Consider the following 23,975-nt stretch of genomic DNA (forward strand, 5'->3'; position numbering starts at 1 on the left):
TTATTCCATCATCTCGGCTTATTCCATCATCTTTTCAATGGGCAGCACCAGGATGGAGCTGGCACCCAGGGCCTTGAGCTGTTCCATGGTCTCCCAGAACAGGGTTTCGCTGGAGACGACGTGCAGGGCCACCTGGTTGGTGTCACCGGCGAGCTGCATGATGGTGGGACGCTCCGCCCCCGGCAGCAGATCGGTGATGGCATCGAGCTTTTCTTTGGGGGCGTGCAGCATGATGTATTTGCTTTCGCGCGCCTGTTGCATCCCCTGGATGCGGGGCAGCAGCTTGTCGATGAGTTTCTGCTTGGCATCGTTCAGGGGGTTGGGAGCCTGCACCAGGACGGCCTTGGAGCGGTAGATCACCTCGACCTCTTTCAGGCCGTTGGCTTCCAGGGTTGCGCCGGTGGAGACCAGATCGCAGATGGCATCGGCCAGACCCGCGCGGGGGGCCACTTCCACCGATCCGCCCAGCATCACGCTCTTGAAGCCCAGGCCCTTCTCGTCGAAGAAGCGCTTGAGCAGACCGGGGTAGGAGGTGGCGATGCGTTTGCCGGCCAGGCTCTCGGGTCCTGTGTAGTTGACATCGTCCGGCACCGCCAGAGAGAGGCGGCAGCCGCCGAAGTCGAGCTGCTTGAGGGTCTTCACCGCAAAGGGCTGCCCCTGGGCTGCGCGGATGAGCTGCACCTCTTCGAGAACGTTCTCGCCGATGATGCCAAGATCGACCACCCCTTCCATCACCAGACCCGGGATGTCGTCATCACGCACTCGCAGAATGTCGATGGGCATGTTCTCGACATGGGCGATGAGGCGCTGTTCCCGCAGGTTGATCTTGAGGCCGCAGCTCTTGAAGAGGGCCTGGGAATCCTGGCTCAGACGACCGGATTTTTGCATGGCGATGCGCAGACGTTGTGTTTCCATTGCTCGATTTCCTTCTAGTCAAAAACGAAAAAACCCTCGGAAGTATGTGCTTCCGAGGGTTCATGAATCTTGCGGTCCTTTTGGAAGTCACCAGTTAAGTGTCTTCCAGCAGTCAACCTCCTGAAAGACTATTCGGGATGATGATGGTGATGATGAGTCTTCAGGGTGGTGAACTTCATGATGTAATCAATCCTTTACAAATCAGATGCCGTTGTTGACGCCCGATTTAAACTACCTGCCTTGACAGAAAATGCAACCGAAAAATGTGATCAGGACGATTAAAGTTGAGAAAACGGTTTTCTGGTCGATAACTAGACAATGAGATGCCAAAGGAGGCGACATCATGCCCAGCCAGGACCTGTTATTTCCCATCCTGCCCCGCGCACCCTCGACACCGAGCCCGGATGACATCAAGCGGGAGGTGACCCAGATCAGCCAGAAACATCAGCTGCGCAAGATAGGCACCGACAATGGCGGCGGTGGCCAGCATCACCAGCAGAGAGAGCAGCCGCCAAAGCCTGATCAACCAGCGGTGCAGGATGATGATCACAAACCGGATCCGGACCACCGGATTGATCTCTTCGTCTGAACGCATTATCAGTCCCGCTTTTTCCGCGCTTTTGGCATAATGCCCGCTTTTGCAGCGGGACATGCCTTTGACCATCATCCAGACCCTGTTCAAGCCAGACGGCCCCCTGGCCCGCCATATCGACGGCTTCAAGGCCCGTGCCCCGCAACTGGAGATGGCCGAGGCGGTGTCGCGCGCCATCAAGCAAGGTGGCCGCTTGCTGGTGGAGGCTGGAACGGGCACTGGCAAAACCTATGCCTATCTGGTGCCTGCGCTGGAATCCGGCAAGCGGGTGGTGATCAGCACCGGGTCCAAGAACCTGCAAGAGCAGCTCTTCTATCGGGATCTGCCCACCATCACGGGGGCGCTTCACTACACCCCGCCGGTGGCACTGCTCAAGGGGCGCAGCAATTACCTCTGCATCGAGCGGATGAACCGGCTGTTGAGTGAATCCCATCTGCAAAAGCCCGAGATCCTGAGCGATCTCGTGAAGGTCAAATCCTGGTCGACTGCCACCGACAACGGCGATGTGGGGGATATCCCGGGGCTACAGGAGAACGCCGAGATCCTTGCCCACGTCACCAGCACCAACGACAACTGCCTGGGTCGCGACTGCCCCTATTACGATGATTGTCACCTGGTCATCGCCCGGCGCCGTGCCATGGACGCCCAGGTGGTGGTGATCAACCACCACCTCTTTTTCGCTGACATGGCGGTCAAAGACACCGGCTTTGGCGAGCTGGTGCCCGAGGCGCAGGTCTATGTATTCGACGAGGCGCACCAGCTGCCCGAGATCGCCAGCCACTACTTCGGCAAGTCCGTGGGCAGCCGCACCATCCAGGATTTGGCGCAGGATATCCAGCTCGCCTACCGGGCAGAGGCTCATGACATGGCCCAGCTTGGCAAGGCGGCGGACAGGCTTGCCATTGCCAGTCAGGATCTGCGCCTTGCCTTCGGCGTGGAGGGGGGGCGCGGCAACACCCGGGATCTGCTGAGACAATCCCTCTGGGCCCAGGCGCTGGCCCGCCTCAACGATGCCATCGGGCTCTGTTATGAAGTGCTGAAACTGGCGCTCGGGCGAGGGGAGCAGCTGGATCACTGTTTCGAGCGCATCAGCGAGCTGCGCACCCGCCTTGGGGAGGTGCTGGCGATCAACCAGACCGGTTTCTCGTACTGGTATGACTGTTCGCGTCTGCACTTTACCCTCAATCTGACGCCGCTGTCGGTCGCCGAGCGCTTCGGTGCCGAGGTGCAGCGCCCCGAGGTGGCCTGGGTCTTCACCTCGGCCACCTTGACGGTGGACAATCGCTTCGCCCACTTCGTCGCCGAGATGGGGCTGGCCGGCAGCGCCGAACTCATTCTCGACAGTCCGTTCGATTACGCTGAGCAGGCGCGCCTGTGCGTACCCCGTTTCCTGCCAGAGCCCAATGCCTTCGGGCGCGGGGAGCAGCTGGCGACCCTGATGATCCCCCTCATCAACAAGACGCCGGGGGGATGTTTTTTCCTCTGCACCAGCCATCAGGTGATGCGCCAGGTGGCTGAGGTGCTACGCCGGGAAATCGGCCGCACCGTCCTGCTGCAAGGGGAAGACAACAAGCAGCGGCTCCTCAAGACCTTCGTGGAAAACGGTCGGGCCGTGCTGGTGGCCACTAGCAGTTTCTGGGAGGGGATAGACGTGCGGGGGGCGGCATTGTCCTGTGTTATCATCGACAAGCTGCCCTTTGCGAGCCCGGACGATCCCCAGCTCAAGGCACGGGTGGAGGATTGCAAGCTCAAGGGGGGAGATCCCTTTGCCGAGCTGCAGTTGCCCAAGGCGGTGATTGCCCTCAAGCAGGGGGTGGGGCGGCTCATCCGTGATCGCAGTGATCACGGCGTACTGGTTATTTGTGATCCCCGGGTGGTCAACAAGCCCTATGGCGCCAGCTTCATCAAGAGCCTGCCTGCCATTCCACGGACCCGGGAGCTGGCGACCCTGGGAGATTTTTTCGGACCACGGGAGTGAGTCCGCCGCGCCGGGGCTGATTGCACCCGGCCATGCATGACGGCAGGCCTTGGCCATGCTGACGATTTAACTGACTGATGTGAAGAGAATAAAAAGAATGGATGAGTTGAAGATCCTGGCCGTGGATACCGCCACCGAAGCCTGCTCCGCAGCCCTCTTGGTGGGCGATACCCTCTTTTCCCGCTGGGAAGAGGCGCCCCGTGACCATACCCGCAAGATCCTGCCCATGGTTCAGGCTCTGTTGGATGAAGCCGGTCTATCGTTGGATGAGCTCGACGCCATCGCCTTCGGTCGTGGGCCTGGCTCCTTCACCGGGGTACGGATCGGGATCAGCGTGGCCCAGGGGCTCGCCTTTGGTGCCGGCGTGCCGATGATCGGTGTCTCCACCCTGGCGGCCATGGCCCAGGGGGCCCATAAGCTGGAAGGGGCCGAGCAGGTGCTTGCCGCCATCGATGCGCGCATGGACGAGGTCTATTTCGGCCACTACGCCCTGGTGGACGGAGTGATGACGCTGGTGGGCGAGGAGGTGGTGAGCGAGCCAGCCGCACTGGTGCAGGCCCGTGACAAGCTGACTGGCGCGGTGAGCTGCGTTGGCACCGGTTTTGAAACCTATGGCGAGACTCTGGGCGGCCTGGCAGATGTGCTGATGCCAAGCCAGGTGCGTTTCCCGGCGGCCGCCGACATGCTGCCTCTGGCACGCCAGGCCTGGTTTGCGGGTGAGGCGGTGCCGGTTGAGCAAGCCACCCCTGTCTATCTGCGTGACAAGGTGACCTGGAAGAAACTGCCGGGTCGCGAATAAACGGCAGCGGCTGCCCCGGGCTGCTTTGTCGGACGATGAAGGAGAGACGAATGAGAAAATCCGTGATCATGCTGGGATTGGTGGGGCTGCTGCTGGGCGGTTGCAGCACGGTGCCCAAAGAGCTTGCCTATGAGCCTGCGGATCAGCTGGTGGCCTATCAACCCGCTCTGCAGGGGATGGAAGGCAAGCCGGCCCGCTGGAGCGGTGTCATCTCGGCGGTCCACAACAAGGCGGATCAGAGTGTCATCGAGGTGGTCTATCTGCCCCTCAAGTCCAATGGGGTGCCGGAGCAGACCGAGCAGAGCCCCGGTCGTTTTCTCGCCATCATGCAGGGGTTTGTCGACCCGACCCTCTATGCCAAGGGTCGCAGCCTGACGGTGCTCGGCACCCTCGACAAGCCGGTGGACAGCCAGATTGGCGAGCACAAGTATCGCTTCTCGGTACTCAAGGTGACGGGGAGCAAGCTGTGGCCACCGGTGAAGGAGGTGGAGATCCGCTACATGGATCCCTACTTTTACGATCCTTTCTATGATCCCTTCTGGCCCAGACGGCCCCTGCGCCGCTGAGGAGCCCGGATGACGGCGACATTGCAGGAGCGCAGGCTGCGCCTGGCGGACGGGCGGCACATCGCCCTGCTGGACAATGGTCAGGAGGGCAGACCGCTGCTGGTGGCCCTCCATGGCTGGCTCGACAACGGTGCCAGCTTTTTGCCTCTGGCCCCCTGGCTGGGAGCGTTTCATCTGGTCTGCGTCGATCTGCCGGGCCATGGTCACTCCGATCACAAGTCGACTCCCTATGTCTTCGTGGACTGGCTGGATGATCTCTACCAGATCACCCAGGCCGCGGGCTGGCAGCGTTTCATCCTGCTTGGTCACTCCCTGGGGGCGCTGATTGCCTCTGCCTATGCCGGCGTTTTTCCCGAACAAATCGAGCGGCTCATTCTGCTGGAGGGGCTCGGCCCCTTGAGCCAGCCCGACGAGGAGGTACCGGGGCAGCTGCGCCGCGCCATCCTCAACCGCACTCGTACCCGTGAGCGTGCAACCAGTGGATTTGCCACCCTCGAGGAGGCGGTGGCTGCCCGCTGCAAGGTGGCAGACATCCCCCCGAGTGCGGCACGCCTTATCTGCGAGCGACAACTGGAGGCGCGGACAGGGCGCTGGTATTGGCGCAGTGATCCCCGTCTTCGCGATCTCTCGCCCCTGCGCATGAGCGAGGGGCAGGCCCAGGCCCTGATCCGGGCCATCGTCTGTCCGGTGCTCTTTATCCGGGGAGAGCAGGGCTTCCCCGGGTTCCTGGCACAGTGGCAGTTGCGGGAGGCGGCCTTTGGCCACATTGAACGGGTGACAGTGGCAGGAGGCCATCATTTTCATATGGAAAATTCATCAGAAACCGCCGTTTATATCGAAAACTTCGCTCAAATCCGGTAGGATCGGCGGCTTTGAATCATGTCAGGTTTGCTTTCTCCCTCACATTTCCCGTTGTTAATTCACTGTTAATTGATGTTGCCTTATGTAAATATGTGCGGCATTAGAGCATGAACTTAAAACAATTGATTGAAATGGATGTGACAGGGACGGAGGCAACACAGTGAGCGCACAGGTGCGAGTTATGCAGGAGAAGTTCGTGGAAAGAGTCTGGCTGAAGCGTTATCCAGAAGGGGTGCCCGCCGAGATCAATCCAGACCAATACGGCTCTCTGGTCGAGATGTTTGAAGAGTCGGTGAACCAGTTCGCCGATCAGCCCGCCTTCGTCAACATGGGGCAGACCATTACCTACCGCCGGTTGGAGGAGCAGTCCCGAGCCTTCGCCGCCTACCTGCAAAACGAGCTGAAGCTCGGCAAGGGGGACAGGGTGGCCGTGATGATGCCTAACCTGCTGCAATACCCCATCGCGGTATTCGGCATCCTGCGGGCCGGCATGACGGTGGTGAACGTCAACCCCCTCTATACCCCGCGCGAGCTGGAGCATCAGTTGAAAGACTCCGGCGCCAAGGCCATCGTCATCGTTTCCAACTTCGCCCACACCCTGGAAAAAGTGGTGTATGACACCCCGGTCAAGCACGTGATCCTGACCCGGATGGGGGACAACCTGGGGCTGGCCAAGGGGACCCTGGTCAACTTCGTGGTCAAATACGTCAAGAAGCTGGTGCCCAAGTACAACCTGCCCCATGCCAGCACCATGCGCCAGGCCCTCGCCAAGGGGCGCTACCTGCAGTACATCAAACCCGAGATCAGCAACCAGGACATCGCCTTCCTGCAATACACCGGCGGGACCACCGGCCTCTCCAAGGGGGCCATGCTGACTCATCGCAACATGATCGCCAACGTCGAGCAGTGCCTCGGTGTCTATGGCCCCGTGCTGGAGCGCGGCAAGGAGTTTGTGGTCACGGCGCTGCCGCTCTATCACGTCTTCGCCCTGACGGTGAACTGCCTGCTGTTCATGCGTCTGGGGGGCTACAACCTGCTCATCAGCAACCCCCGCGACATCCCGGGTTTTGTCAAAGAGATCAAGAAGTATCCTTTCACCTGCATCACCGGGGTGAACACCCTGTTCAACGCCCTGGTCAACAACGACGAGTTCAAGGGCATGGATTTTGCCAAGCTCAAGCTCACCATCGGTGGCGGCATGGCGGTGCAACGGGCGGTGGCCGAGCAGTGGAAGGGGCTGACTGGCACCCCGCTGCTGGAGGGCTATGGCCTGACTGAGTGCTCGCCCCTGGTGAGCGTCTGCCCCTATGATCTGGTGGATTACAACGGCTCCATCGGTCTGCCGGTCTGCTCCACCGAGATCCGTCTGGTGGATGACGAGGGGAACCAGGTCACCGAACGGGGTGCCCCCGGCGAGATGCAGGTGCGCGGTCCTCAGGTGATGACCGGCTACTGGCAGCGCCCGGAGGCGACCGCCGAGGTGATGCAGGATGGCTGGCTCTGCACCGGCGACATCGCGGTATGCGACGAGCAGGGTTTCTTCAAGATCGTCGATCGCAAGAAGGACATGATCCTGGTCTCCGGCTTCAACGTCTACCCGAACGAGATAGAAGACGTGGTGGCCCTGCATCCCAAGGTGCTGGAGGTGGCCGCCGTCGGCGTACCCAACCCGGTGTCCGGCGAGCAGGTGAAGATCTTCGTGGTCAAGAAAGATGCAAAGCTGGCGGAAGAGGAGATAATTGCCCACTGCCGCAAACATCTGACTGCCTATAAGGTGCCGAAACTGGTAGAATTTCGCGACGAACTTCCCAAGACCAACGTGGGCAAGATCCTGCGCCGCGTGCTGCGCGACGAGGAGATTGCCAAGCAGTAACCGGCATGCACTGCTTTGCAGTCCAGCGCTGTCGTTATGCAAAACCGTGGGACATCCACGGTTTTTTCTTTCTGGATCCGACCAACGTGCAGGCAACGATGCAATATCAACTCATTTCACAGCAAGCCGAACTGGATCAGTATCTCGCTTCTCTGGCCGACGTTCCCCTGGCCATCGATACCGAATTCGTTCGCACCCGTACCTACTATCCCCAGCTCGGTCTGTTCCAGATCTACGATGGCAAGCAGCTTGCCCTGCTCGATCCCCTGACCCTGGATCTCTCCGGTTTGTGGCAGCGTCTCGGTCGGGCCGGACAGATTGCCATCCTGCACGCCTCCGGTGAGGATCTGGAACTCATCCAGCATCAGGCGGGTCACCTGCCCAACCAGATGCACGATACCCAGCTGGCGGCAGCCTTCCTGGGCCATGGCGTGTCGGTGGGGTTTGGCGCCCTGGTCAACGAATTCCTCGGGGTCGAGCTTGAGAAGGATCAGGCCCGTACCGACTGGCTGGCGCGCCCCCTTACCCCTCGTCAGCTGGAATATGCCGCGGCGGATGTCTTCTACCTCATGCCCCTCTACGAGAAGGTGATGGCCAGACTGCGCGAGAGCGGCAAGTTCCCCTGGTTCGAACAGGAGTGCCAGAACCACTCCGCCCGCAAGACCCAGGGCAGCGATCCCCGTCAGGCCTACCTCGAGATAGTCAACGCCTGGCAACTGGGTCGCCGCGAGCTGGCCATCCTGCGCGAGCTGGCCGCCTGGCGCCAGCAGGAAGCGGTACGCCGGGATCTCGCCCTCAACTTCGTGGTGAAAGAGCTGCACCTGTTCAAGGTGGCGGAGCGTCGTCCCGCTTCCCTTCGGGATCTCAACGAGCTGGGCCTCTCGCCCATCGAGATCAAGATCCACGGCAAGCGGATGCTGGACATCGTCGCCGCCGCCCAGCAGAGCGACCCTGCTAGCTGGCCCGATCCCATCCGCCGTCTGGTGGACTTCCCCCAGTACAAGGCCGAGCTCAAGCGCATCAAGGCCATAGTGGAGGAGAAGGCCAAGGCCAGCAACATTCCGCCGGAGCTGGTGGCGAGCAAGAAGATCATCCACCAGTACTTCACCTGGAGCTGGCGCATGAGTGCCGAGGAGCGGGCCAGGGCGGACAAGCCCATGTTGCTACAAGGGTGGCGTCATGAGCTGGTAGGCTACCTGCTGGCCCAGTGACGAGTACGCAGTACGAGAAGGGGAGTCCATGACTCCCCTTTTTCATGCCTGTGCGGCTGCCCCCAGGGGTTGCCGGGATCGTCGCACCAGGGGGTTGGTCATGATGGGAAGCGAGAAGGGGTGGAGGAGGAAAATGGCGGGCACAAAGGGTGCCCCCATCAGAGTTCGTGAGCGTGGAATCCCTTGCGGTAGCGGGCCTCACAGCGCGGGCAGCGTTGCAGGGTCGGATCCTGTTCCAGCTGTTCAGGGAGTAGCGGCTCCTCACAATCGGAGCAGAAGCCATAGAGCCCCAGATCCATCTGGCAGAGCGCCGCGTCGAGCCGCTTGAGGCGTGCCACGCTGTGTTCCACCCCGGGCAGATCGAGACGGCTGGTCAGATCAACCAGTTGATCTCGCTCGCAGCGCTCCACCTTCTGTGCCCAGTCATCTTGTCGACAGGCCTTGAGCTGACGGATCAGCTCCTCTCTTGTTTGCGCCCAGTCGGTCAGAAGGCGCTGATGCCATTCGGCCAACCGGGCTTGCGTCACTTCACACACAGCAGCCCCCAAAAACGAGTGATAAAACTCGGCCAGTATAGGGAAACCCGCGGTTTATCAAGATGACATGAGTCAAGTTAACCGTGCTTTGACGGGTTTTTCCGGCAGGTGCTGCGGCTTGCCGGTGATGACATAGAGCACTCCCGCTACCAGACAGACGACACCTACCAGGGTACTCATGGGGGGCATGATCCCGCGCAGCATAAAGGCGTATAAGAGTCCCGCAAGAGTCTCGAACACGATGAGCGGCCCGACCAGCACGGTCGGCAGGCGCTGGCTCGCCTCGTTCCAGCACAGGGTGCCGAGCCAGGAGCAGAAGAGCCCCACCGCCCCCATCAGCAGCACGAAGCGCAGGGGCGTCGGCCCGAAGGGCAGGGGAAAGTCCGGTGCGCTCAGGGCAAGATGGCCGAGGCTGCCGAGATAGGCAATGAGCGCCACCGGCAGGGTCACCAGCCCCTGGGCGGTGGCCCAGACGGCCGGACTGCGGCCCGGGTGCTCGCGCAGCCAGCGGGCGTTGCGCAGGGGATACCAGGTCCAGCACAGCACGGCGCCTACCGCCAGGGCTATACCGATCAGTTGTTCGGTGCGCGCCTCGGTGTGCCAGATCAGCTCGGCGCTGTTGACCAGACAGAGGCCGGCCCCCATCAGCACCAGGGACGGGTAGAGCCGGGTGCGGGAGAGGCGACCGTCCCGTGCGCCATAGAGGCGGTTGGCGGCCAGGGCCGTCACCACCGGCAGGGTGCCGATAAACATGGCCGCCAGGGGCGAGCCGATGCGCAAGATGGCCCCCGACAGGCAGAAGTAGTAGAGGAGGTTCCCCACCAGAGTGAGGGCGAGGGCCTCTCGCCAGTCGCTGGCCGAGAGGGCCGCCAGGTGTTTGCGTGCCTGCCAGGCGAGCGGCAGTACGATGAGGCCGAAGGCGAGGTAGCGGCCGCTCGCGAGCAGGGCGGGGGGGTAGCCGTCCACCAAGAGGGGGGCGACGAAGATGAGCCCCCACATCAGGCCGGCCAGCAGGGCAAACAGGACTCCGATCAACATGTTTCATATCCGGTAAAGAAGAAGGAGGCCAGCCTAGCAGGGGGGAAGGGGGGCGTATTGAACCAGATTGCGCTTTAGCGGCCAGCCTGCACCTGTTTCTGGTAGCGGACCGGGGTGGTGCCATAGCGGCGCAGGAAGGCACGGTTGAGGTGGGACTGATCGGCCAGACCACAGGCGGCGGCCACCTCGGCAGCGGGCAGGCCGGAGGCCAGCCACCCCTTGGCGCGCTGCAGGCGGATGGCCATCAACATCTGCTGGGGGGTGACGTGAAAGCGGGCCTTGAAGCTGCGCTGGAAGTGGTAGGGGCTGAGGTTCACCGAGCCGGCCAGCTCGGCCAGGGTCATGGGGCGGGCGAAATAGGCCTGCATATAGTCGATGGCGCGGCCCAGAGGGTGGGCCGCTTCGCGCGGGGCCGCCAGGGCCCGGGCATGGGGGCGCAGGGTCTCGCACACCCTTAGCAGCAGGCCGTCGGCGGCGAGCTCGCTGTCACAGTGCCAGAGGGCATCCAGGGCCGCCTGCAGGACGGGGGCAGTGCGCGGATCGCTTCGCACGGCATCGGTGAAATGCCAGTCGCGCTCGCCGCTGATGGCCTCGAGCCGATCGGCGGGCAGGTAGAGCATGCGATAGCGCCACCCTTGCTCGCAGGCTGACTCGCCCGTGTGCAGCTCATCGGGGTTCATCAGCACCAGGCTGCCGGGACCGGCCAGGAGCTGGCTGCCGCGATAGCGAAAGCGCTCGGCACCGCACTCGATGACACCGAGGCCAAACCCCTCGTGACTATGGGGATCGAAGATGTGGTGCTGGATGTGGGCGCGATAGAGCTCGGTCGCAGGCTGCCCCGGCAGGGCGCGAAAATCGGCCCTGTCGTGCTGATGGGTAAAGTTGACCGGTACTCCCTGCATCCTGACCTCCTGTCAATGAGCCTTCATCATAGGGCGCCGCGGGGCGGCGGCCAAGTCTAGGCCTGTGAGGCGCACTCGCGCTCAAGGGCGGAGCGGATCTCCTCTGCGGTCTTGATGGTGCGGATGCGACGAAACAGCTCGTCGGCCTGGGGGTATTCCCGCACTATGTAGGAGAACCACTGTTTGATGCGACTCGGGTAGTAGTCGGCCTTGTCGCTCGCCAGATCCTGCTCGGTGTAGGTCACCATCAGTTGCAGTACCTCGGCCCAGCTCATGTGGGCACACCCCGTCTTCATCACGTTGGCCAGGTTGGGGAGGGAGATGGCGCCCCGGCCAACCATGAGGGCATCGCAACCGGACACCCGGGCACAGGTCAGGGCATCGGCATGGTTCCAGATCTCGCCGTTGGCGGTGACGGGGATGGGCAGGGCGCGGCGGATGGCGTCCACGTACTCCCAGTGTGCCGGCGCCTTGTAGCCTTCGCGCTTGGTGCGGGCATGCACCGCCAGCTCGTTGGCGCCCCCCTGATAGACGGCCTGGGCGTTGTCCAGATAGAGATCCTTGTCATCGTATCCCAGGCGGATCTTGGCGCTCACCGGCAGGTGGGCAGGCACGGCCTCCCGCACCGCCTTGACGATGCGATAGACGGTCTCGGGTTCCTTGAGCAGCACGGCGCCCCCCTTGCTCTTGTTGACCGTGGGGGCAGGGCAGCCGAAGTTGAGATCGACCCCGGGAGAGCCGAGCTCGATGGCCCGGATGGCATTTTCTGCCAGCCACTCCGGATGTTGCCCCAGCAGTTGCACCCGTACCGGGGTCCCTGCACGGGTCTTGCCATCCTGTTTCAGCTCGGGGCAGAGGCGATGGAAGACCTTGGCGGGCAGCAGTTGATCGACCACCCGGATGAATTCACTGACGCAGAGGTCGTAATCATTGACGGAGGTGAGGACCTCCCGCATCAGGTGATCCAGCACCCCCTGCATGGGGGCCAAAATAACGCGCATAGCTGCTTCCGAAGACAAGGGGAGAAAAAAGAGCGCAGATTGTAGTGGCAATGGCCGGGATTGTCAGCCGTCTGCCCACTCGATGGCCCCCATCGACGGCCGCCGACTGGGCCAGGCTGTCAGCTTCCGGGCCAACTCTGTTAGGCTAAAGGCAGAGATACATGCAGAGGAGTACCCATGAAACGCTGGTGTCTGATGGCCCTGGGCTGGCTTGCCTTCGCCACCGGGATAGTCGGGATAGTCCTGCCCCTGCTGCCGACCACCCCCTTCATGTTGCTGGCGGCGGCGCTGTTTGCGCGCTCCTCCCCCCGCTTTCATGGCTGGTTGCTGGCGCATCCCTGGTTTGGCCCCCCCATCCTCGACTGGCAGCAGTATCGCGGCATTCGCCGTCACGCCAGACGCCGCGCCATCATCTTCATCCTGATCTCGTTCTCGGTATCGCTGCTGGTGGTGCCGTTGCCCTGGGTGAGGTGGCTGCTGGTTGTCATAATGGTGATCCTGCTCACCTGGTTGATGCGTCTGCCGGTGCTGGAGCCGGTTGCAATGAAGAAGTGAAATCCCTAAGCTATCGCGGCAATAATGCTATGGAGTCGGCTCGTCATTTTTGCGTGACGGGCCTTTTTATTGCCCCCAGGCGGAGACCCCGTGCGCCGCCATGGCAGGGCTCAAAAAATAAGCGGTCAAATAATGAATCCGGAAACCCTGAAGTTTATCGAAGCGAGCATCAAGACCATTCCCGACTATCCGAAGCCGGGCATTCTGTTTCGCGACATCACCAGCCTGATCGAGAATGCCGAGGCCTTCAAGGCCACCATCGATCTGCTGGCCGATCATTACCGTGATCAAGGCATCACCAAGATTGTCGGCACCGAGGCCCGTGGCTTCATCTTCGGCGCCCCGGTTGCCTACGCCATGGGGCTGGGGTTCGTGCCGGTGCGCAAGCCGGGCAAGCTGCCCCGCGCCGTCATCGAGGAGTCCTACGCCCTGGAGTACGGCACCGACACCCTGCAACTGCACACCGATGCCATCGTGCCCGGTGACAAGGTGCTGGTGGTGGACGATCTGCTGGCCACCGGCGGCACCGTCGATGCCACCGTCAAGCTCATCCGCCGCGCCGGCGGTGAGGTAGCGGATGCCGCCTTCATCATCTCCCTGCCGTCCCTGGGCGGTGATGCCCGCCTGACCGCCGCCGGCGTCAAGGTGGTCTCTCTGGTGGAACTCGCGGGGGCGTAAATCGCCCCTTCGCGCGGCAGGCCTCGTCACCCTGCTTTCTGCCGCAAACCGGTGCCTGAACGGGCACCGGTTTGAAATTCAAGCGATCCCTCCCAAGGCGGCGCATCCCCCATACAGCCAGCCCTCCATTTGTGTTAGCATCCAGCCTCAATGCCTCGTTTCCCAGCATCGAGATCTATGAGCTATCAGGTTTTGGCGCGCAAATGGCGCCCCCATACGTTTGAACAAGTGGTCGGCCAGCAACATGTGCTGACGGCCCTGACCAATGCCCTGGATCAGGGGCGGCTTCATCACGCCTATCTGCTGAGCGGGACCCGCGGGGTGGGCAAGACCACCATCGCCCGCATCCTGGCCAAGAGCCTCAACTGCGAGCAGGGGATAAGCAGCCATCCATGCGGTGTGTGCGATACCTGCCGCGAGATCGATCAGGGCAATTTCGTCGATCTGCTGGAAATCGATGCGGCGTCCCGCACCAAGGTGGAAGACACCCGCGAACTGCTCGACAACGTGCAGTACCGTCCGGCCCGTGGTCGTTTCAAGGTGTACCTCATCGATGAAGTGCACATGCTGTCGCGCCACAGCTTCAATGCGCTGCTCAAAACCCTGGAAGAGCCGCCCCCTTATGTGAAATTCCTGCTGGCCACCACGGATCCGCAGAAGCTCCCCATCACCATCCTCTCGCGCTGCCTGCAGTTTCATCTCAAGAGTCTGGATCAGACCCAGATTGCCAGGCAGCTCGAATGGGTGCTGGACCAGGAGGGCCAACCCTTCGAGCCTCGCGCCCTGCTGGCCCTGGCCAAGGCGGCCGACGGCAGCATGCGCGATGCCCTGAGCCTCACCGATCAGGCGTTGGCCCACGGCAACGGTAGCGTGCGCCTGGAGAGCGTGCTCACCATGCTGGGGACCCTCGATCATCACCACCTGCACCAGTTGCTGGAGGCAGTGCTGCGCCAGGATGCACCCGCCACCATGGCCAAGATCACCGAGATTGCGACCCTGGGGCCGGATTTCGACCAGCTTCACGCCGAGCTGGAAGCCTTGCTCCACCGGGTGGCCATGGCGCAACTGCTGCCTGCGAGCGTGCAGGAGCAGGGGGCGGATGCCGATGCCTTGCTGCAGCTCGCCGGAGCCATGAGCCCGGAAGAGGTGCAGCTCTGCTATCAAATCGTGCTGGGGGGGCGCAAGGATCTGCCCTGGGCCCCTGACGGGCGCACCGCACTGGAGATGACCTGTCTGCGGATGCTGGCCTTCTCTCCCCGGCGCGAGGTGGTCCATCCCGCCAACCTGGCGGCCCAACCTCTCATGACAGGGCACTCCGGCGTGATGGCGGCTGCGAGGGAAAGTGCGTCGCTCCTGCCGGGAAAGCCCCAGGGGGCTGAGCCGGCCCCGGCTGCCAGCGCAGCACCACAGGCTCCCGCCGCGCCAGCATCGGTCCTTGCGGCCGAGCACGTCGCCCCCGCACCCAAGGCGGAGGAGGGCGCAGTGCTGGATCCGCTCTTTGCCGAGCAGGATGAGCTGCTGCGTGAGGCCGAACGGATGGGCTACGAGGCCGTGGTGCCCGCCAGTCCGCCTGCAGCAGAGCCAGCCTCTGCGCCGTTGGCGGCGGATGACGCCGGGCAGACGCAGCAGGTTGAGGTTCAAGGGGAAGACGTCACCATCTCTTCGACCTCCAGCATGCAGAGCCTGCTTGGCAAGCGCAATCTGCTGCGAAGCCGCCTGCGTGGCGAGCAGAGTGCAAACGGCGCGCCCCCCCGGGTCACCCCCGTCAAACCCGTGGCCGCGACCAAACCGGCCCCTGCGATGCCTGCCGTCGCGACTTCGCCCCAGGCCGAGGTGCAACCAGCGGCGCGGCCCGAGATGCCGGGGCAGGGTTCTGCCATGCAAACGGGGTATGACGACCTGCCCCCTCTGGATGCCTATGAAGAGGGGGCCAGTGACTACGAAGAGTATCTGAATCAGGGGTTTGACGAGGGGTTTGCCAGTGCCCCGTTGCCCACGCGGGCAGTGACTTCCGCCCAGCCAGCTCCCGCCACCATGGCTCCTCCTTCGCAGGAAGATCTGCCGCCCTGGGATCTGGGTGCTGACGTCGGCAGCGCGGATGCGGCGGCACCTGCGATTGTCGCTATGGTGCCTGCCGCGCCTCCAGTGGCCGCCAGCGAGCCTCAGCCCGCCATTGCATTGATGGAGACCATCGACTGGGATGCCCTGGAGAGCGACGCCCAGCCCGAGGAGGAGGGGGAGGTCGCCCGTCTGATCCCCTCGTCCTTGTTGGTCAATTGCGGGGACGCCTGGGCCGAACTCATCGCCCGCACCGGGGTGGGTGGTCGGCTGCGTCAACTGGCCATCAACGCGGTGATGACCCGGGAAGGCAATCGGGTCTCCCTGCTGCTCAAACCCGAGCAGCGCCATCTGGTGAGCGACAAGGCCCGCGCCGATCTGGCCGAGATCATCGGTCCCGAGCTGGGCGGCCCGGTTCACATCGATGTGACCCTGGGCTCGGATCCCGCGCGGGAGACGCCGCTCGAGATAGAGCATCGTCTCTATCTCGGGGTGCGTGAACAGGTGAGCCGGGATCTGGCGGCGGATCCCAACGTACAATTCTTGCAGCAGCGTTTCGGCGCCGTGCTCCATCCCGAGAGCATCGAACCCCTGAGTCGCTGAATTGCGGTGAAAAAACCGTGCCGGGGTTTGTCCCCGGTTGAAAAGACCTTTGGCTGCCCCCACTTAGGGCAGATGAACCCACAGCCCGGCGCTGGATGCCGGATTTCAAGACGAGAGACGATCTATGTTTGGTAAAGGTGGAATGGGTAACCTGATGAAACAGGCCCAACAGATGCAAGAGCGCATGCAGAAGATGCAAGAGCAGCTGGCCCAGATGGAAGTGGTCGGCGAGGCGGGCGCAGGCATGGTCAAGGTGACCATGGCCGGCAGCCACAGCGTGCGTCGTATCGAGATCGATCCCAGCCTGATGGAAGATGACAAGGAGATGCTGGAAGATCTGGTCGCCGCCGCCGTCAATGACGCCGTGCGCCGCGTGGAAGAGCAGAACAAGGCCAAGATGGGCGAGCTGACCGGCGGCATGCAACTGCCCCCGGGCTTCAAGATGCCTTTCTAAGGGTTTTATCCCTTTTAATTCAAGAGTTTATGCTTTGTTGCTTTGCCTGTGGGTCGTATATGGGTCATCTTGCCCCAGTTTCTCCGCCAACTCTTTCCGGTAATCCGGGTTGTCGTTGCTGACCCACTGGGCATAGATGGTACGGATCATCCCCCAGTCTTTGTGTCCAAGTTGCTTGGCCAGATAGGCTGGGTGTGCTCCCGCCATCAGGAGTAATGAGGCGTAGCTGTGGCGCAGCTGATACGGTTCTCGATGTGTCAGCTGCGCTTTTCTTAGGGAAGGTGCGAATAAGCGGGGAAATTCTTCTCGGCTGACTCAGTCATTTCATTTCTTCATGTTTGAGCCGATTTTTTCTCCCGTAAATGCCTTGAATCAGCCTATTTAGACCGTTTCTTCGCCATTTAAGGCGTTATCCCCAGTTTTTAGTGAGATCTCTCCCACTGACGTATCATTTGGTCCGCCCGAAACAGGTTGGCCAGCGTGAATAACATCGCCAGTTGGTTATCGTTTTTCAGCAACCCCTTGTATCTGGCTTTCACGAAGCCGAACTGTCGCTTGATGATGCGAAATGGGTGCTCCACCTTGGCCCGGATGCTGGCTTTCATGTATTCGATGTTGATGGCCGTTTTGTTCTTGCGTGGATGCTGTTTCAAGGTTCTTACCTTGCCGGGGCGCTCGGCGATCAGCCAGTCCACATCCACCTCGGCCAGCTCCTCGCGCTGTGGCGCCCCTTGGTAGCCGGCATCGGCTGAGACAAATTGCTCCTCTCCATGCAGCAGATTACCCAGCTGATTGAGGTCATGCTCGTTGGCCGCGGTGGTGACTAGGCTGTGGGTCAGGCCACTCTTGGCATCGACACCAATGTGGGCCTTCATGCCAAAGTGCCACTGATTGCCTTTCTTGGTCTGATGCATCTCCGGATCGCGTTGCTGCTCTTTGTTCTTGGTCGAGCTGGGAGCCTCAATGATGGTGGCATCGACCAAGGTGCCTTGAGTCATCATGACGCCTGCTTCGGCCAGCCAGCGATTGATGGTCTTGAACAATTGGCGGGCCAGTTGATGCTGCTCCAGCAGGTGGCGGAAATTCATGATGGTGGTGCGGTCCGGCAAGGCGCTATCCAGGGATAACCGGGCAAACAGACGCATGGAGGCGATTTCGTACAGAGCATCTTCCATCGCGCCATCGCTCAGGTTGTACCAATGCTGCATGCAGTGAATGCGTAGCATGGTTTCCAGCGGATAAGGTCGCCGGCCATTACCAGCCTTGGGGTAAAACGGCTCGATGACTTCCACCATGTTTTGCCATGGCAGAATCTGCTCCATGCGGGACAAGAAAATCTCTTTTCTGGTCTGACGGCGCTTACTGCTGAATTCACTGTCGGCGAAGGTAAGTTGATGACTCATGATGAACCCTGTTCCATGGCTCCAGATGACAAACATGATCTCATATCAGGGACTTGTTCGCACCTTCCTTAGCTGTTGAGGCCGCAATAAATGCTGCGCTTGATGTAGTAAAGGACTCAGTCAATCAAGCTATAGGTTTTTCTCTGATCTAAGATGCTGTGGCAGAGTAATGTGACTTGCTTATGACCAATGACCAATGACCAATGACCAATGACCAAATGGCATGGGACGTGATTGGTCATATGTCCCGGAGCAGGATGTTATCTCCTGCTCCTGGGTGGGAAGCTTTAAGCGGAGAGAACCAGCTCAGCCCTGAAAATCTCGTCACGGTGATAGGCGAGGTATCGGGCTTGCTTGGGGTCAAAGGGGGGCGACGTTCAGGGGCAGCTCTACGCCCCACTGCTGCAGCGTCTGCTCGATGCTGGGCTCGACACAGCAGGTCGCCGGCATCAGTGAAGATAATCCAACCCCGGTCGAACAGCTTGTCGATGGGAGAAGGGAAAGTGCGGGTCAGTACTATGCCCTGTTTTTAAGCGCCCGGTTTATATTGCCACGTCTGCTCATGTTGGCCTTGAGCCGATGATCCCGCAAAAAATCCTGCCAGTCATAGCTGCTAAACTGGCTCCCTTGGTCCGAATGAACCAGCACTTCCTGCTCCGGTCGCCGTCGCCACACCGCCATCAGTAACGCGCTGATGGCCAGCTCTCGGTCGATACGTGGCCCCATTGACCAACCAATGACTTGTCGTGAGAACAAATCCAATACCGCGGCCAGATAGAGCCAACCTTCATGGGTCCGGATATAAGTGATGTCTGTTATCCAGACCTTATTTGGCTCAGTCACATCGAACTGGCGTTCAAGATGGTTCGGTGCAACCACCGTTGGCCGGCCACCATAATGACCGGGACGGCGGCGATAACCGGTTTGTGAACGTAAACCTTCATGACGCATTAATCGCGCCACCCGGTGTTTCCCACAGGTCTCGCCCATCTCTCGCAGGTCATCCCGGATCTTGCGATAACCATAGATGCCCCCGCTTTCTAGCCAACATTGCTTGATCTGGCCAAGAAGGCGTTGGTCTTCCAGGGCTCGGGCAGATAAAGGCTGGTGCTGCCAGGCGTAATAACCGCTCGGGTGGACATTCATCATCCGACACAGTCTGCGGATGGGATGTGCGGACGCGTGCTCCCGAATGAAGGCGTACCTTACCCTGACAGCTTGGCAAAGTACGCGGCGGCCTTTTTTAAGGCGCTGTCCCAATTATGTGTTGGAAGGCTAATCTGGAAGTAGGTCATCACCGCGAGGACCTTCATCATGGATACGCTAGCCTTCCAACACCTGTTGTCCCTCTTTCCATTACTTACTCTGCGTCAGCGCCGTGTCGCTCAGCATGAGCTCGTCGCTCCACACCCGATTACGTCCCTCCATGCCCAGTTACCCACATGCTGCGGCTGTCCCCACTGCCAGGCGGATGCCACCCAGCTGGCCCCCTGGGGCTGGAGCCGTGGGCTGCGTCGTTACCGTTGTAAGCAGTGTCGGCGAACCAGCTCCCTCCTCACCAAGACGCCTTTGGCCAGATTACGTAAGGCTGAGCATTGGGAGGACTACGCCCAGGCTCTCATCGACGGGCTCACTGTCCGCCAGGCCGCCGTCCGCTGCGGTGTTTGCAAGAACACCGCCTTCTTGTGGCGTCACCGCTTCCTGAAGGCGATTGCAAACCACCAGGCAACACGGGAAGAAGGCATTGTGGAAGTGGATGAAACCTTCTTCCTCGAATCGTTCAAGGGGCAGCGAGGGTTGCCTCGTCCGGCAAGACATCGTGGCGGGAAAGGGCGTACCCGGGGGACCGGGCGGGATTACATCCCGGTGATGGTGGTGCAGGACAGGGCGGGCCATCAAGCCGACTTTCAGCTGGAAAGGCTGGATGCGCAGACGGTGAAAGCGGTGTTGCAGCCACTCATCGCGCCCGATGCAGTGCTCTGCAGTGATGGTGCAGGGGTGTATGCCAGTTTCAGCCAAGCGCGGGGCATAACACATCAGGTGGTGTACAACCGTCGAGGTGAGCGAGTCATTGGGGCATACCACATCCAGCATGTGAACGGATATCACCGGCGGTTGAAGGAGTGGATGGAACGATTCCATGGAGTCGCAACCCACTACCTGAGGAATTATCTGGGCTGGCGCAGGATGCTGGAACGTTACGGCAGGGAGGTAAATACCAAGATGTGTTTGCATGAGGCGCTAGGGCACCCGATGCAACACGTAATTGGGACATAGCCTTTTTTAAGATATCTCGCTCATCGGTGACGCGACGCAGTTCAGCCTTGAGGCGCCGAATTTCGGCTTGCTGGCTGAAGTCATGCTGTTGCTGCGCTTCGGGTTGGTTGTAGCGTTTGATCCAGACATAAAGACTGTGGCTGGAAATACCAAGTCGTTCAGCGACCTCTGCTACTGGGTAATTGCGCTCAGCCACCTGCTTGACGGCTGCCAGTTTGAATTCTTCCGTGTAACGTTGCTGCTTGCTCATAATACCTCCTGATTGACCTCAGTTTGAGGCTCTTGAGGTGTCTAGGAAAGTAGGGGCGATTTACTTGCCTGCCCCAGGGGGGAGAAGCCCTCGACCAGATGATCGATGAGGGCGCGGATGGCAGGCAGCAGACCGCGGCGTGAGGGGAAGACCGCGTGGATCACCTCCTGGCGCGGTGCCCAGTCGGGGAGCAGACGCACCAGCCGGCCATCGGCCAGGGGCTCATTCATCATCATGGTGGGCAGTTGCACGACCCCGAGCCCGTCGATCGCCCCCTGACGCAATGTCTGCATGTCGGTGGTGGCAAAGCGGGGGCTGTGGTGCTGTTTGACTCGGGCCCCATCGGGGCCCAGCAGGGTCCAGTGATGGCCTTCCAGGCTGGTGCCATGACCGAGGCTCGGCCATGACAGCAGATCTGCGGGGGCCCGGGGCATGCCGAGTGACGCGACAAGGGCCGGACTTGCCACCAGACACTGGGTCGCATAACCCAGCACCCGCATGGCGAGATCGCTGTCCTCCAGGGGCAGTGGTCGCACCCTGAGCGCCATGTCCAACCCCTCCGCGACCAAATCCACCGCCCGGTTGACCCCGACGAGCTGCACCTTGACGCTGGGATGGGCCAGGGCGAAGGAGACCAGCATCCTCCCTACGTGGGCGTGCAGCAGATCGATGGGGCAGGCGATGCGAACCAGACCGCAAGGCTCGCTCTGGGTCGCGGCGATGAGATCCTGCGCCGCATCGGCTTCTACCAGCATGGCCCGGCAACGGGTGTAATAAGCCTGCCCGAGTTCGGTGACGGTGAAGCTGCGGGTGGAACGCTGGATAAGGCGCACTCCGAGTCGCTCCTCCAGCATGGCGATGCGGCGGCTGAGCCGCGATTTGGGCATGCCGAGGGCCCTGCCGGCCTGGGCAAAGCCCCTGTGATCCACCACCTGGACATAGAAATAGAGGTCGTTGAGATCCTGTTGCATGGGTTTATCGTTCACAAAATAGGACGCTGATGGCAAATTTTACGTCTACCGGGTGCAGCGTTCCAGACTCACAATGCGAGCAACGGCACATCCCGTGACGATCACCCAGGAGAGCATCATGAAAAGAGTCATCGGTATTTACAGCGCCCCTCGACAACACTGGGTCGGCGACGGATTCCCGGTTCGCTCGCTGTTCTCGTATCAGACCCATGGCCGCGCCTTGAGCCCCTTCCTGCTGCTGGACAGGGCTGGCCCGGCACATTTCGAGCCCGCCGATCATGCCAGGGGCGTGGGGGAACACCCGCACCGTGGTTTTGAGACGGTCACCATCGTCTATGAAGGGGAGGTCGCCCATCGCGACTCGACCGGCCAGGGGGGGACCATCGGTCCGGGAGACGTGCAGTGGATGACGGCCGCGGCCGGCATCATGCACGACGAATTCCACTCCCAGGGATTCACCCGTCGTGGTGGCACCCTCGACATGGTGCAGCTGTGGGTCAACCTGCCCGCCAAACACAAGATGTCGACGCCCGGTTATCAGGGCATCACCAGCGACAGCATCCCGCAACTGAGCCTCAAGGAGGGCGATGTGCGGGTGCGCATCATCGCCGGGAACGATGCCGGGTTGCAACAAGGCGAGGTAAAGGGGCCAGCCCGTACCTTCTCGCCCATGAACATCTGGGATCTGCGGCTCAAGGGTGGGGCCAGCGTGGTGCTGCCGGCGGTAGCGGGATGGAACAGCGCCTTGGTGGTGCTCAAGGGCTCTCTCTTGATCAACGGTCAGGAGCGCGCGGGCGAAGCACAACTGGTGCTGCTCGATCCCAACGGGGAGGAGTTCATGCTGGAGGCGGAGGGCGAGGCCAGCTTGTTGCTGCTGAGTGGCGAGCCCATCGATGAACCCATCGTGGGTTATGGGCCCTTTGTCATGAACAGCGAGGCAGAGATCCATCAGGCGATAGATGATTTCAACAGCGGCCGGTTCGCCGTCATCGCCCCCTGAGACAATCCCGATAAAAACAAAGCGCCTGATGGCGCTTTGTTTTTTTATGAGCCCTGGTCAACCGAGCCAGCCGAGGGCCAGCGCCAGCCTGCCGCACAAGGCAGCCAGCAGGATGCCAAGCAGGGTGCGCAGCAGCCAGATCACCACCAGCTGTCCCACGCTCACCGGGATCCGGGTGGCCAGAATGCAGGGGATGGAGGCAGAGAAGAAGAGCACCGAGCTGACCGAAACCACGGCCGCGACATAGCGCACCAGCAGGTCGGCATCCTTGAGCAGGATGGCGGGCAGGAACATCTCGGCCAGACCGGCAGAGAGGGCCTTGGCGGTGGCGAGCGGTTCGCCGAGATCCAGCAGCCAGGTCAGTGGCCAGAGCAGCCAGCCCAGCAGATCGAACAGGGGAGTGTGCTTTGCCAGCAGCAGGCCCAGCAGACCGACGGACAGTATGGTGGGCACCACGGCAGCGGCCATGTGAAGACCGTCCCTGAGGTTGTCCTTCAATTGCCGCAGCAGGGGATCTGCCTGGTGGGACTGGGTCAGGCCGCAGGTGAGGGCCGCCTGCCAGCGGCTCATGCCAGTCGGTAGCGGCTCGTCGGTCTCCCCATGGTGAGCCAGGCGGCTGATGGGAGGAACGCGCGCCAGGATGGCGGTGATGACGAAAGTGATCACCAGGGTGGACCAGAAGTAGAAGTTCCAGTGTCCCATCAGGTTGAGGGTCTTGGCCACGATGATCATGAAGGCGGCCGAGACGGTGGAGAAGCCGGTGGCGATGATGACGGCTTCTCGCACCGTGTACTTGCCCGCGAGGAAGACCCGGTTGGTGATGAGCAGGCCCACCGAGTAGCTGCCGACGAAAGAGGCGACGGCATCGATGGCGGAGTGACCCGGCGTGCGCCACAAGGGGCGCATCACGGGTTGCATCAGCACCCCGATGAATTCCAGCAGGCCGAAACCGAGCAGGAAGGTCAGGGCCATGGCGCCGATAGGCACGATGAGACCCACAGACATGGCCAGTTTATCGAACAGGAAGGGGAGGCGATCCGGGGTCATCAACCAGGCAGGGCCCCAGTCTGTGACATACAAAATGGCCAGGGCCAGCCCGAGCAGCTTGAACAGGCTCAGTACCCTGTCGATGGGACGGGCGCGCCAGCGGCCATCCAGCAAGGGGGTGATGGCGCCATAGGCGATGAGCAAGAGAATGAGGGTCAGGGCAAGGGGGCGCTGGGCAATCAGAAAGCCGGCCAGGTGATCCACCACTATGGTGCTGCGCCCGCCAAGCTCGAAGGGAACAAAAAAGATGGCGATGCCAAGCAGACTGGCCAGCAGCAGCTTGATGCCGGCCCCTGATCCTGCCGGTGCAGTGAGCGTGTGTTCAGGTTCCATTTTCTCTCCTTGTGATCCGCATGGTTCAATTCCGTTGAGGGGATGATTTGTATATACAATATCGTCCAGCGCTC

21 protein-coding genes, 3 pseudogenes and 1 other annotated feature are annotated in these 23,975 nt (G+C 61.4%); of the genes and pseudogenes, 13 read left to right on the forward strand and 11 right to left on the reverse strand.

All coding sequences use genetic code 11. The annotated features are described in order from the left end of the window. Positions 1–18 precede the first annotated feature (18 nt). Positions 19–915: an ATP phosphoribosyltransferase gene (gene hisG, locus H7R73_RS11640; RefSeq protein WP_103260101.1), complete on the reverse strand. Its 897-nt coding sequence runs from the start codon at positions 913–915 to the stop codon at positions 19–21. 24 nt (positions 916–939) lie between these two features. Next, positions 940–1,068: a sequence feature (His leader region), on the reverse strand. 190 nt (positions 1,069–1,258) lie between these two features. On the opposite strand from hisG, the gene H7R73_RS11645 reads away from it, so the two are divergent. The 7 genes from H7R73_RS11645 to rnd all read left to right on the forward strand — a co-directional run bounded on the left by H7R73_RS11645 (position 1,259) and on the right by rnd (position 8,795). Beyond that, complete coding sequence (locus H7R73_RS11645) at positions 1,259–1,504, forward strand: hypothetical protein (protein WP_010674695.1); 246 nt, start codon at positions 1,259–1,261, stop codon at positions 1,502–1,504. Between the two features lie 61 nt (positions 1,505–1,565). After that, the gene (locus tag H7R73_RS11650) at positions 1,566–3,485 is read left to right on the forward strand and encodes an ATP-dependent DNA helicase (protein ID WP_103260102.1); all 1,920 of its coding nucleotides are present in this window, start codon (positions 1,566–1,568) and stop codon (positions 3,483–3,485) included. 97 nt (positions 3,486–3,582) lie between these two features. Beyond that, a complete protein-coding gene (gene tsaB / locus H7R73_RS11655; protein ID WP_010674697.1) occupies positions 3,583–4,284 on the forward strand; it encodes a tRNA (adenosine(37)-N6)-threonylcarbamoyltransferase complex dimerization subunit type 1 TsaB in 702 nt (233 codons plus the stop codon). A gap of 50 nt (positions 4,285–4,334) precedes the next feature. Then, positions 4,335–4,850 carry a Slp family lipoprotein gene (locus tag H7R73_RS11660; protein ID WP_039039136.1) on the forward strand — a complete coding sequence of 172 codons (516 nt, stop codon included), beginning with the start codon at positions 4,335–4,337 and terminating at the stop codon, positions 4,848–4,850. A 9-nt stretch (positions 4,851–4,859) separates the two neighbouring features. After that, positions 4,860–5,711, forward strand: a complete 852-nt coding sequence (locus H7R73_RS11665) for an alpha/beta fold hydrolase (RefSeq protein WP_103260103.1) — start codon at positions 4,860–4,862, stop codon at positions 5,709–5,711. A gap of 196 nt (positions 5,712–5,907) precedes the next feature. Continuing rightward, a complete protein-coding gene (gene fadD, locus H7R73_RS11670; RefSeq protein ID WP_010674700.1) occupies positions 5,908–7,584 on the forward strand; it encodes a long-chain-fatty-acid--CoA ligase FadD in 1,677 nt (558 codons plus the stop codon). A 98-nt stretch (positions 7,585–7,682) separates the two neighbouring features. After that, positions 7,683–8,795, forward strand: coding sequence for a ribonuclease D (rnd, locus tag H7R73_RS11675; protein WP_103261130.1), 1,113 nt, complete (start codon positions 7,683–7,685; stop codon positions 8,793–8,795). Positions 8,796–8,953: 158 nt separating this feature from the next. Here the strand turns inward: rnd and H7R73_RS11680 are convergent, their stop codons facing one another. The 4 genes from H7R73_RS11680 to dusC form a co-directional block, all read right to left on the reverse strand. Next, on the reverse strand, positions 8,954–9,322 hold the full coding sequence (locus H7R73_RS11680) for a TraR/DksA family transcriptional regulator (RefSeq protein WP_039039175.1): 369 nt from the start codon (positions 9,320–9,322) through the stop codon (positions 8,954–8,956). An 81-nt stretch (positions 9,323–9,403) separates the two neighbouring features. Then, positions 9,404–10,369 carry a DMT family transporter gene (locus tag H7R73_RS11685; protein WP_103260104.1) on the reverse strand — a complete coding sequence of 322 codons (966 nt, stop codon included), beginning with the start codon at positions 10,367–10,369 and terminating at the stop codon, positions 9,404–9,406. Between the two features lie 74 nt (positions 10,370–10,443). Continuing rightward, positions 10,444–11,271, reverse strand: a complete 828-nt coding sequence (locus tag H7R73_RS11690; protein WP_103260105.1) for an AraC family transcriptional regulator — start codon at positions 11,269–11,271, stop codon at positions 10,444–10,446. 56 nt (positions 11,272–11,327) lie between these two features. Beyond that, complete coding sequence (gene dusC / locus H7R73_RS11695) at positions 11,328–12,272, reverse strand: tRNA dihydrouridine(16) synthase DusC (protein WP_042881408.1); 945 nt, start codon at positions 12,270–12,272, stop codon at positions 11,328–11,330. Positions 12,273–12,449: 177 nt separating this feature from the next. Between dusC and H7R73_RS11700 the strand changes: the two genes are divergently transcribed. The 4 genes from H7R73_RS11700 to H7R73_RS11715 all read left to right on the forward strand — a co-directional run bounded on the left by H7R73_RS11700 (position 12,450) and on the right by H7R73_RS11715 (position 16,620). Beyond that, the gene (locus H7R73_RS11700) at positions 12,450–12,827 is read left to right on the forward strand and encodes a YbaN family protein (RefSeq protein WP_039039141.1); all 378 of its coding nucleotides are present in this window, start codon (positions 12,450–12,452) and stop codon (positions 12,825–12,827) included. 132 nt (positions 12,828–12,959) lie between these two features. Further along, the gene (gene apt / locus H7R73_RS11705) at positions 12,960–13,505 is read left to right on the forward strand and encodes an adenine phosphoribosyltransferase (protein WP_010674707.1); all 546 of its coding nucleotides are present in this window, start codon (positions 12,960–12,962) and stop codon (positions 13,503–13,505) included. Positions 13,506–13,682: 177 nt separating this feature from the next. Beyond that, positions 13,683–16,166: a DNA polymerase III subunit gamma/tau gene (dnaX, locus tag H7R73_RS11710; protein WP_103260106.1), complete on the forward strand. Its 2,484-nt coding sequence runs from the start codon at positions 13,683–13,685 to the stop codon at positions 16,164–16,166. Positions 16,167–16,290: 124 nt separating this feature from the next. Beyond that, complete coding sequence (locus tag H7R73_RS11715) at positions 16,291–16,620, forward strand: YbaB/EbfC family nucleoid-associated protein (RefSeq protein ID WP_005301028.1); 330 nt, start codon at positions 16,291–16,293, stop codon at positions 16,618–16,620. A gap of 27 nt (positions 16,621–16,647) precedes the next feature. Here the strand turns inward: H7R73_RS11715 and H7R73_RS24555 are convergent. The 3 genes and pseudogenes from H7R73_RS24555 to H7R73_RS11730 all read right to left on the reverse strand — a co-directional run. Continuing rightward, positions 16,648–16,920, reverse strand: a pseudogene (locus tag H7R73_RS24555) (hypothetical protein); the annotation flags it as partial. A gap of 122 nt (positions 16,921–17,042) precedes the next feature. Next, positions 17,043–18,023 (reverse strand): IS5-like element IS5 family transposase, encoded by a 981-nt coding sequence (locus H7R73_RS11725; RefSeq protein ID WP_000019402.1) that lies wholly within the window; start codon positions 18,021–18,023, stop codon positions 17,043–17,045. Positions 18,024–18,569: 546 nt separating this feature from the next. Next, positions 18,570–19,271: pseudogene (locus H7R73_RS11730) on the reverse strand (IS3 family transposase); the annotation flags it as partial. Between the two features lie 66 nt (positions 19,272–19,337). Here H7R73_RS11730 and H7R73_RS11735 point away from each other — a divergent pair. Further along, complete coding sequence (locus H7R73_RS11735; RefSeq protein ID WP_103259823.1) at positions 19,338–20,300, forward strand: IS1595 family transposase; 963 nt, start codon at positions 19,338–19,340, stop codon at positions 20,298–20,300. Between the two features lies 1 nt (position 20,301). Here H7R73_RS11735 and H7R73_RS11740 read toward each other — a convergent pair. Next, positions 20,302–20,550: pseudogene (locus tag H7R73_RS11740) on the reverse strand (transposase); the annotation flags it as partial. Between the two features lie 41 nt (positions 20,551–20,591). After that, positions 20,592–21,521, reverse strand: coding sequence for a LysR family transcriptional regulator (locus H7R73_RS11745; protein WP_103260108.1), 930 nt, complete (start codon positions 21,519–21,521; stop codon positions 20,592–20,594). A gap of 118 nt (positions 21,522–21,639) precedes the next feature. Between H7R73_RS11745 and H7R73_RS11750 the strand changes: the two genes are divergently transcribed. Continuing rightward, entirely contained in the window at positions 21,640–22,521 is an 882-nt protein-coding gene (locus H7R73_RS11750) for a pirin family protein (protein WP_103260109.1), read from the forward strand. Between the two features lie 57 nt (positions 22,522–22,578). Here the strand turns inward: H7R73_RS11750 and H7R73_RS11755 are convergent, their stop codons facing one another. Further along, complete coding sequence (locus tag H7R73_RS11755; RefSeq protein ID WP_103260110.1) at positions 22,579–23,901, reverse strand: YjiH family protein; 1,323 nt, start codon at positions 23,899–23,901, stop codon at positions 22,579–22,581. Positions 23,902–23,975: the final 74 nt, after the last annotated feature.

The organism is Aeromonas sp. WP2-W18-CRE-05 (assembly GCF_014168615.1).
Classification (GTDB): domain Bacteria; phylum Pseudomonadota; class Gammaproteobacteria; order Enterobacterales; family Aeromonadaceae; genus Aeromonas; species Aeromonas caviae.